This is a genomic window from Legionella gratiana (assembly GCF_001467695.1).
Taxonomy (GTDB): Bacteria; Pseudomonadota; Gammaproteobacteria; order Legionellales; family Legionellaceae; genus Legionella; species Legionella gratiana.
The window spans coordinates 51800-61466 of record NZ_LNYE01000002.1; the positions used below are offsets into that span (position 1 = coordinate 51800).

Below are 9667 nucleotides of genomic sequence, written 5' to 3' on the forward strand. Positions count from 1 at the left end.
ACGGACTTTAGTAAAGCATGTTTCAATTCATTGGCGCAGATTGGGTTAATTTGTAGATGGCGGTAATAAATCATAGGTGACGTGGTCAAATCTATGAAACTACGTCATTTTTTATACATAATTTGCTTTAAAAAAGAGGATATTGAATGTCTACGGTGCCTATTTCGTTAATTAAATTATAATAGTTTTCATTTGTAGAGTATGTTAGCGTCAAGAAAGATGTATCTTGTTTGTGGTCTAAGCTAATTGTGGTATGTTCAAATCCTCCTGGAAATACAATTGAAGGTGTGTCTTTTTTTGTAAGTTTAGTATCGATTTCAAATCCAAGAAAAAGATAATAATTTTCATTTCCTTTTATAAAGGCATTTTCTATCATGACTCCCTTCAAGTCGGTGTCATTGTTTCTTTTAAAAAACATAACTGGTTCGCCTTTGGAATTGTATTCTCTTAAGTGTTGTTTTAAATAAGTATCATTGTACCAATATGCCGTAAACTTTAAATTTAAAAATTCAGGTATTTGGATGTCATAGAAAGTTTTTTTATCATTTGCATTGTGTGTGTCGATTGGTTTTTCTTAACTACGTGGGTATCAAGTACAGACTTATTATTTTAATCTAACAGAAGAATTAATTTTGGGAAAAATAGATGGTTTGGATTACATCTTAAGCAAATCAGCAACCCGCAATTCCTGCAAGTGGGGTTCGCCTATTGCCTCATAAGTGAATGTTACCGAAGGGTCTTTCGAATATCTAATTTTGAATATCTCATTTTATTAATATATTTTAAAATGGGCTATAATTGATTATTCGAAAGTTAAATTGAAATGACATTAGTATAATGAAAATTCAATCTTTTCAATACATCCAAAATCTGGGATGGAGCATTCAGAAATTTCCTGAACTGGACTCCGAAAGTACATTCGTTTTAGTTTTTGCCAGTCCAAACTTTAGAAATAATGCAAAACCAATTGAACAATTAGCCCAAGCTTATAAAAAATCAAAAATCATAGGTTGTTCCACCGCAGGGGAAATTTTGGGGCCTAATATTTTTGATAACAGTATTTCCGTTGCTGTGGTTCAATTTGAATCCACAAAACTACAGCTCGCAAAGGCTGAAGTAAAAAGAACTGAAGATTCTTACGAGGCCGGTGCCCAATTGGCAAAATTATTGCATCAACATCAGAAACCCAAGGGTATTTTTATTTTGTCTGACGGCTTACATGTTAATGGTTCCGAATTAATCAAGGGCTTAAACAAACACTCAGCTAAAGAAGTCATTATTACTGGAGGACTTGCTGGTGACGGTGCTGATTTTAAAAATACCTGGCTTATCTATGAAGGACAAATCGTTGACCACTGCATTGCAGCCATAGGGTTTTATGGCGAGCAAATCCACATAGGATATGGGTCGCAAGGCGGTTGGGATATTTTTGGTCCAGAAAGATTCATTACCCACTCTAAAGGAAATATTCTTTATGAATTAGACCATCAACCGGCATTAAAACTCTATAAAGCTTATCTTGGTGAGAGGGCTTCTGAATTACCGGCTTCTGGTTTGCTTTACCCACTTGCTATCCGTAATTATTTTGATCCAGATTCTCAGTATATTGTACGCACTATTTTGGGTATTGATGAAAACAGCCAATCCTTAGTTTTTGCTGGAGACGTACCTCAAGGATACCATGCTCGATTAATGCGTGCCAATTTTGATAGACTCATTGAAAGTGCGAATGATGCAAGTGAAAGCGCTAATAATCTTCTTTTTGAAAATAGGGACTTAAAAGAAGAGCCCGTTTTGGCAATTGATATTAGTTGTGTTGGCAGAAGACTACTATTAGGTGAGCGCACTGAGGAAGAAACAGAAACTACATTGCAATCAATGCCCAAGGGATCAACTCAAATTGGCTTTTACTCTTATGGTGAATTGTCACCATTGACCGTTGGCAATTGTGAATTACATAACCAAACAATGACCATTACTCTTTTATTAGAGAACCATAGGTAATGGACTATAAAAATATGTATCCAATTCCGCTTTTCAAAGCCATTTTGTTTGCTCACAATCAACGAAAGAGAAATGAGCCGCCTCACTCGCTGACAATAGAGGTAGCTGGCGAATTATTTTGTTTCAACAATAATACAAAAGGTAACATAATCAGAAAACTCCACATGATAAACGCGAATGTATTGATATAAGAGAGCATTAGCGATTGTTTACCTAGCTCATTCAATAATAAGGCAGCGGCTTGTGGATCCGTGGCTTTAAGATGCCAGGGGCGTAGGTATTCCATTAATGCTGGATTGTAGGGTTGAATTGAGCCTGCGATTTGATTCCAGGCCATTTGAGTGTGGCGACTTAAGAAGGTGATAGTAATGGAAATCCCTACAGAAGAGCCTATGGTACGTAATAGGCTGTACAGTCCAGCCGCTTCGGCACGAGAAGAAACCGGTAAGGTTGAAAATGCTACAGAGGATAATGGAACGAAAATCAAGCCCAATCCAAATCCTTGGAGTATTAATGGCCAAATGAGCCAGGCTAGACTAACCTCTTGGGAGTAATGAGTCGTGATATAAATCCCGGAAGCACTGAGTAACACTCCTATCGAAATTAACCAGCGAGGTTGAACTTGATTAATTAATTTACCAACAATCATCATGCTGAACATACTGGCAATCCCGCGGGGCGCCATGATTAATCCTGCGATTAAAACGGGATAATTCAGTAAACCTTGTAGCATTTGGGGTTGGATAACCATTGTTCCATACATACCCAATCCCAAGATGGCCAGTAATAGACTGGAAAGAACAAAATTACGATCTTGAAAAATAGAAAGGTCAAAGAGGGCATTGGATTTGTTTTTGATGCTGTACGCTATGAATCCACATAAACTGATGAGACCTAAAAATGTGGCAGTGCGAATATCCAAGGCGGCAAACCAATCCATTTGATTGCCGCGATCAAGAACATATTGAATGGAGCCTACTGCCAACGCAATGAGTATCATGCCAATCCAATCCATCTTGCGTTCCTTTTTAAGAGTATCCGGAACAAAATGGAATACCATCAGTGTTGCCGCAATCCCAAATGGAATATTGACATAAAATGTCCATCGCCAACTGGCAATGTCAGTAAGATACCCACCCAGCGACGGACCTAAGATAGGGCCTACCATGACGCCCATACCCCAAATGGCCATGGCTTTACCGCGTTCATTATCTGGAAAAATGTCAGTCAAAATGGCTTGGGATAAAGGAACCAACCCAGCACCAAAAATGCCTTGAAGCAATCTAAATACCACCATTTGTACGATAGAGGTTGCTGCACCACACAAAGCGGAGGTAAGGGTAAACCCTATAATTGATAAAAGAAGGTAGGCTTTTCGGCCAAACCTATCTGTAAAATAACCGGTTAAAGGCATGAAAATGGCAGAAGCTACTAAATAACTGGTTAAGGTCCAGGTTATTTCATCGGGGCTTGCGCCTAATGAACCCTGCATATGAGGCAGTGCGACATTAACTATGGTCGTGTCCAATACTTGCATCAGGGTAGCTGCCATGATGGCTACGGTAATTATCCAGCGTTGTGAGGCGGATAAAGAGTCCGAAGGATTATTCATGAGGTTTTACTCACTTGCTTGGACTGTAAATCGATGGATACCTTGGCTGAAGTGCCCAGGCGCAAAGGATATTGGGAGTCCGGTTTGATGATTTGCACGCGGACAGGGACGCGTTGTGTTACTTTGACCCAGTTTCCAGTGGCATTTTGTGGTGGCATTAATGAAAACGCCGTGCCGCTTCCACCGCTAATGCTGTTGACCACCCCAATGAATTGTTTATGGGGATACATGTCGATTTTAATGGTTGCTCGTTGATTTGGTTGGATGTGTTCCAGTTCTGTTTCTTTAAAATTAGCATCCACCCAAAAGGTGGTGTCATCAATCATCGCAAACAGGGGCTGGTTTTCTGAAACGACATTGCCCACCCTGAGAGACAGGTTGCTCACCCAACCACTTGTTGGAGCGAGCACACGGGCATAGGATAGTCTCAATTTGGCTTCTTTGAGTTTGGCTTCTGAAAGTCTCAAAGCTGCTTTGGCGCTTTTAAGTTTTGCTTTAACATCATCTCCGGCTTGACGAGACATCACTTCGCTTTTGACTAACTCTCGGGTTCGAATGGAAGTGGCTTCGGCATGTTGCAGATTGGTCTTATCAATGAGATATTGGGCCTCAGCTTGTTCCACTGCGACTTCAAAAGGCGTGCGGTCTAACTCAAACAGCAGTTGCCCTTTTTCAACAAATTGATTGTTCTCCACATAGAGGTGTTTTACCGGGCCGGTTACTCGGGATGCAATTTGGACTACATTTCCATTAATATAGGCATCTTCTGTACTGACATACCGTTGAGCAAGAGTCCAGAAATAAATGCTGGCTAAGGTGATTAATGTGAGACTTAAGACGATTAGAAAACGTTTCCATGAATGCGTTTTATTGCGCCACTTGTGCAGGATTGATTTCTTCAGAAGGGTTGGGTTATTCATAAGATTCCTCGGCGGTTTTCTTAATTTTTTGTAGTGTGGCAATACATGCTTCTAATTCTGCTTCAGATAAAGGAGCAAGTAATTCCTTAGAAAGTTCCTCTGCGGTATTTTGTATCTGGTCAAGAGTCAATGTGGCTTTTTCAGTAAGGCAGATGACTTTGACGCGGCGATCGTAGTCTGCATCTTGTCGAATCACCCATCCTTCTTTAGTGAGGCGATCGATTAAACCGACAATAGTCGGCGCCTCAATGCCTAGCTTTTTAGCAAGTTGGATTTGTGTCAATGGGTATTTCGTCATGGAGAGAAGGAGCAATGCCCGCCATTTTGCCTGGCTAAGGCCTAATGGTTTTAAGCGTTTATCAAGTAAATTTCGCCAAGTGGCTGCGGTTTCATATAATACCATAGGGAACGCGTTCATATTGTATAGCCCGTTGTTAACTAATGATTTGTAACTCATTTCATTTAATTCTAAAATTTTCTCTGACTTAGTTAAAAAAGGAAAAAGTATTTCAATTCATTCACAGAGCGAATGACCCCCATTTTTTGCACATTCCTTATTTTTGCTAGTTCATTAATCCACCTCATTGATTCCTAATAAACAAGGTGCACGAGGTTTAAGGATAGAGCCCTCCACCTAAAGCAAGATACAGTTGAATGGTGTCTTGATACCTTTGTGCTTGAGCATTGACATAGCCCAAACGCGATTGAGCATACAATCGTTCCGCATCAAGCACTTCTAAAACGCCAACCACGCCTGCAGTAAAGCTCAATCTGGCCACACGTAGAGACTCTTTGGCGGTCAGCACCGCTTTTTTCTGTAATGCAAGTTCCTCTGCATCGTGTTTTAAGGCATACAACAGGTCGCTCACTTGATAAAATGCTTTAAGTACTATGTGTTGGTATTGAGCCAAAACCGATTGGTAGGCATGGATGGAGGCTCGGCGTTGTGCACGCAATGTCCCTCCAGAAAAAACAGGAGTTGTTAAATTACTCAAAAGACTCCATGCATTAGGAGAAATACTTGATAGAGCGCTGGGAATTACTCCCTCCTGTAAGAGTGTGGCAGAAAGGGTGATGTTGGGATAAAGACGTGCCGTAGCGATTCCAACATCCGCACTGGCTGCATGCAAACTCGCTTCCGCAGCGAGGATATCCGGCCTTTTATGAGCAAGCGTTGATGGCAGTTCTAATGGCAGTTTTTTAGGCAAAGTAAAGTCTTTTAACTGAAAAACTAAATCCTTCTGTGAACGCGGTGGCAGTGTACCTAAAAGAACATTGAGTGTGTTTTGTGCAACACGAAGTTGTTGATAGAGAGAGGGCAATAAAGTTTCATCATTGGTTAACTGGCTTTGCGCGCTTAAAACATCACTTCGAGAAGACGAACCCACACTAAAGGATTTTTGAATCAGCTGTAGATTTTTCTTGTCATCCTGGATAATGTCCTTAAGTACATCGATGCGTGCTTTTATTGTCGCAAGGGTTAAAGACGTTGTGGCGATGTTACCGGTTAATGTCAAAAATGCGGCATCCAGCTCATGTTGTTGATATAAAGCTAATGCCTTTTGCTTTTCAATGGTGCGACGTGTTCCACCAAAGACATCGAGCGTATAAGAAGCATTAGGACCTATTTGATAATAGGAAAAGGGTTCAATTCGGAGATTAACGGGTCCAAATGTGGCAGGACCATATTGTTGCCTTCCGACGGTCGCATTGAGCCCGGCTTGAGGCCATAACTGGCCTTGGGAGGCCGCAACCAACTCTTTGGCTTGTGCCAAGGATTCTCGCATGGCCGCCAGAGAATAATTATGCTGGATGCCTTGCTCCATCAGGTGATTGAGCGCTGGGGAATGAAATTCTTTCCACCAGGTTCGTGACGTTTTATTCTTCAGTGCTACGTGTTGATTGCCCAATTGATATGTTGATTTAGAGGTGTAGGCTTGGTTTCTTAATGGTGAGGGTCTTACAAAATCAGGCCCAACAGTGCATGAGCATAAAGCCATTGCCCCTGTTAACCCAATCAACTTGTGGTAAGCGGATTTCATATGCTTCTCCATTTCAATCTGGAGGACACAGGGTGGATAGGGATTCTCTTACAATCAAGGGATGTTGCCCCAGCAGGTTTTAAGTACGATTTATTCATGACCTGCCCTACTCTGAGTCGCTTAATTGACGTCTCAAAGAGGGTAGGATGCTGCGTAAGGAGCAATGGATTTTTTACCCTTAAGAAGGGGAATAGCCAGGCTCGATGGGCCTGACCAAAATTCAACTGTTTTGAGATTGTATCGAGCAAATAGAGCCAACCAAGGCTAATTTCATGCACTAACAGAGTGAAGCGCCTCATTTCCAAAAACCAATTAACAAACTAATAATTAGCATGCTAACATAAATTAAAATCAAGCGATAGAGGATAAGCGCTTAAAATATTATCTCAATTAGTGAATTAGAGCGGATGGCTTCTTCTTTCTCCGCAAAGCTTTATTTATTTGGATTAAGTAAGCTATGATGCAAGGTGGCTGCGATTAGAGAATTTATTCACAAGTTGCAGTGATAGAACAAGAATTAACTCTTTATTTTCTCGAAAAGGCAACACCTAATTCCATTGCTGGAGCAACAAATTGAATATTTTTCTGGCCATAGGGCTCTTTATCATAGGACTTCTATTGGTGATTTGTTTTGCTGAGAAACTGGTGAAAGGAGCCGTGGGAACTTCGGCCAGTTTTGGAGTTTCTACTTTTTTCATCAGCGTTGTTTTTATTGGTTTCGACCCAGAAAACTTAGCCATTGGAGCCGTCGGTGCGTTTAACGAAATGGCAGGCATTGCCTTAGGTTCAATCATCGGTGCCACCATGGTCGCGATTGCACTAGCCTTTGGCATCACCGCATTAATTGCACCGATGACATTTAAGCAAACACCAAAACGTATTCTTATTTTACCTAACCTAGCTATTCTTCTATGGGGGCTATTCGCATTAGATGGGGAACTTTCGAGAATCGATGGCTTGATTTTATTTGTAAGCTTTATCCTTTCAGTCTTTTACCTCTTATGGCTCCATAAAAAAGGGTATGACATCAAGCCATCTCATGAACTTTCTGAAACCATAGACTCGGTCAAAAAAGAAGAACGGTGGAAATCTTTAGGATTACTTCTCTTCTCTCTAGTAGCCATTCTTGTGGGGAGTGAGCTCATCGTTATGGCATCTAAAACCATGATTCGATATTTTGGACTTTCCGGCACCTTTTTCGGAATGATTATTCTTGCTTTTTTAGTCAGTATTGAGGAAATAGCCAGGGAATTGCCTGCAGCACTTAAAGGAAGAGCGGAAATTAGTTTTGGTAATGTGGTCGGTTCAATTTTTGCATTTTTTTTATTTAATGCAGGTATTATTGCCATGATAAAACCCGTGAAGGTCAATCAGCAAACATTAATTTTCTATCTGCCTTTTTGCTTGTTCACCATGGTCATAATCTCTCTTTTTATGTTAACACAGCGGATATCACGATGGATGGGCGGCGTCTTGGTTTTTTTATATCTCATCTTCGCTGTAGGAGGATATTTTCTTTTTTAAATTTCTACTTGATTATTAATCAATGTTATTTGTCATGGGTTATCAGTCAAGAAATGAAGAGGTCATGTTGTCATCGACCCAAATGGTATTGCCATGATTTTTTTTAGCCTTGTAGCAGGCGTCGTCCGCTTTTTTTAGCACGCTATTGATGGATAACGAGTTCTTGGTTAATTGGGTGATGCCCACAGAACAACCAAGTGATGAATGATTAGGGAGTTTTTCTTTGGTAATCCGAGAAGTCGTTTGAATGATTTTCTGTCCGATAGACTTGGCTTTAGTTAAGGGGATGTTTTCAACCAATACCACAAATTCATCGCCACCATAGCGGGCAATGATGTCTTCTTCTCGAAGTTGTTGTTTTAATAATTGACCAAAGCGCTGTAAGATTTGGTCCCCGAAATCATGGCCATATTCATCATTGATTTTCTTAAACCCATCTAAATCAACAAACATGACCGTTAACTGTCCAGTGTTTAATTTGATTTTTCTAAAGCGATTGTCCAAAATTTCCATTAAATAATGACGATTGAAGCATCCGGTGAGTTTATCGTGTTCTGCATTATAACGAATTTTTTCATATTCTAACTTCAAATTATCCATGGTTTTGATTTTTTCAATCGTTTTTGAACTCAAATAACTCATCCAAAACACATAAAAACCCCCTAATAAAAAAAGGGTGGCGTAAAAATAATTCGTAAAAAACTCATTAATCAAAAGGGTGTAGACAATGACAAAAAGAAAACTGCCTATAAAAAAACAAATAAGCACAAGATTGGCTATCCATTGGTAATGATAATACGATGCTTTTTTGATAAGCGGCCAAACCACGATGGCTCCTCCTAAAAGGAAAAAAATCCCTATAATAATCATAATGAGTGTAAAATACATTTGTCTTAAATCATTAAGTGAATTAATTTTAATATAGCAAAAATAACTTAAATCAGTTTTATGCCAAACAACGTGCGGACTTTGGAATGCACCTCATACCGGTACATTAAAAGAGATTATTGAAAATAAGGATGAACATGGCCGTCGGAAGGAAACAAAAATGGTTATGGGGAATTGTTATTGGCGGTTTATGCCTTATGCTAATACCCATTTTTTGGTATTATTATCACCCCAATCCAATGGGAGAAGGTTTTGCCAGTGGTAATGGGCGTATTGAAGCCGTAGAGATTGATATTGCAACCAAAATTCCTGGACGAATAGAAACCATCCTGGTGGATGAAGGTGACTTTGTAAAATCAGGTCAAGTTCTGGCTAAAATGGATACGGAAGTATTAGAAGCACAGCTTAGAGAAGCCAAAGCACAGAATAAAGAAGCCAAGAGCAAAGTCATTAGTGCCAAAAATCAGGTCATTCAACGAAAAAGTGAAAAAGAAGCCGCATTAGCTACCGTTGCTCAACGCGAAGCAGAGCTCGATTTGGCGCAAAAACGCCTTTCCCGTACTGAAAAATTGGTCACTAAAGGGGCTGCGTCACTGGATAGTCTTGATGAGGCCCGTGCTCATTTCTATAGCGCACAAGCCACTCTCCATGCTGCCAAAGCGCATGTTGCTTCCGCT

General features: G+C 40.2%; 9 protein-coding genes. 3 read left to right on the forward strand and 6 right to left on the reverse strand.

From position 1 onward, the window contains the following. Positions 1–127: 127 nt before the first annotated feature. Positions 128–418 carry a hypothetical protein gene (locus tag Lgra_RS00755; RefSeq protein ID WP_014845099.1) on the reverse strand — a complete coding sequence of 97 codons (291 nt, stop codon included), beginning with the start codon at positions 416–418 and terminating at the stop codon, positions 128–130. A 419-nt stretch (positions 419–837) separates the two neighbouring features. Here Lgra_RS00755 and Lgra_RS00760 point away from each other — a divergent pair, with 419 nt between their 5' ends. After that, complete coding sequence (locus Lgra_RS00760) at positions 838–2004, forward strand: FIST signal transduction protein (protein ID WP_014845100.1); 1167 nt, start codon at positions 838–840, stop codon at positions 2002–2004. 82 nt (positions 2005–2086) lie between these two features. Here Lgra_RS00760 and Lgra_RS00765 read toward each other — a convergent pair whose 3' ends face one another. The 4 genes from Lgra_RS00765 to Lgra_RS00780 form a co-directional block, all read right to left on the reverse strand. Continuing rightward, a complete protein-coding gene (locus Lgra_RS00765; protein ID WP_014845101.1) occupies positions 2087–3616 on the reverse strand; it encodes a DHA2 family efflux MFS transporter permease subunit in 1530 nt (509 codons plus the stop codon). Next, the gene (locus Lgra_RS00770) at positions 3613–4536 is read right to left on the reverse strand and encodes an HlyD family secretion protein (protein ID WP_014845102.1); all 924 of its coding nucleotides are present in this window, start codon (positions 4534–4536) and stop codon (positions 3613–3615) included. Before Lgra_RS00770 ends, Lgra_RS00765 begins: the two co-directional genes overlap by 4 nt. After that, the gene (locus Lgra_RS00775) at positions 4529–4939 is read right to left on the reverse strand and encodes a MarR family winged helix-turn-helix transcriptional regulator (RefSeq protein WP_231294697.1); all 411 of its coding nucleotides are present in this window, start codon (positions 4937–4939) and stop codon (positions 4529–4531) included. The genes Lgra_RS00770 and Lgra_RS00775 overlap by 8 nt, the downstream gene beginning before the upstream one ends. 211 nt (positions 4940–5150) lie before the next feature. Continuing rightward, positions 5151–6578, reverse strand: a complete 1428-nt coding sequence (locus Lgra_RS00780; protein WP_014845104.1) for an efflux transporter outer membrane subunit — start codon at positions 6576–6578, stop codon at positions 5151–5153. A 573-nt stretch (positions 6579–7151) separates the two neighbouring features. Between Lgra_RS00780 and Lgra_RS00790 the strand changes: the two genes are divergently transcribed. Next, positions 7152–8102 carry a sodium:calcium antiporter gene (locus Lgra_RS00790; RefSeq protein WP_014845105.1) on the forward strand — a complete coding sequence of 317 codons (951 nt, stop codon included), beginning with the start codon at positions 7152–7154 and terminating at the stop codon, positions 8100–8102. 42 nt (positions 8103–8144) lie between these two features. Here Lgra_RS00790 and Lgra_RS00795 read toward each other — a convergent pair whose 3' ends face one another. Next, positions 8145–8930, reverse strand: a complete 786-nt coding sequence (locus Lgra_RS00795; RefSeq protein WP_230304804.1) for a GGDEF domain-containing protein — start codon at positions 8928–8930, stop codon at positions 8145–8147. Positions 8931–9127: 197 nt separating this feature from the next. Between Lgra_RS00795 and Lgra_RS00800 the strand changes: the two genes are divergently transcribed. Next, a partial coding sequence (locus tag Lgra_RS00800) for an HlyD family secretion protein (protein ID WP_157068240.1) occupies positions 9128–9667 on the forward strand: 540 nt, incomplete at its 3' end.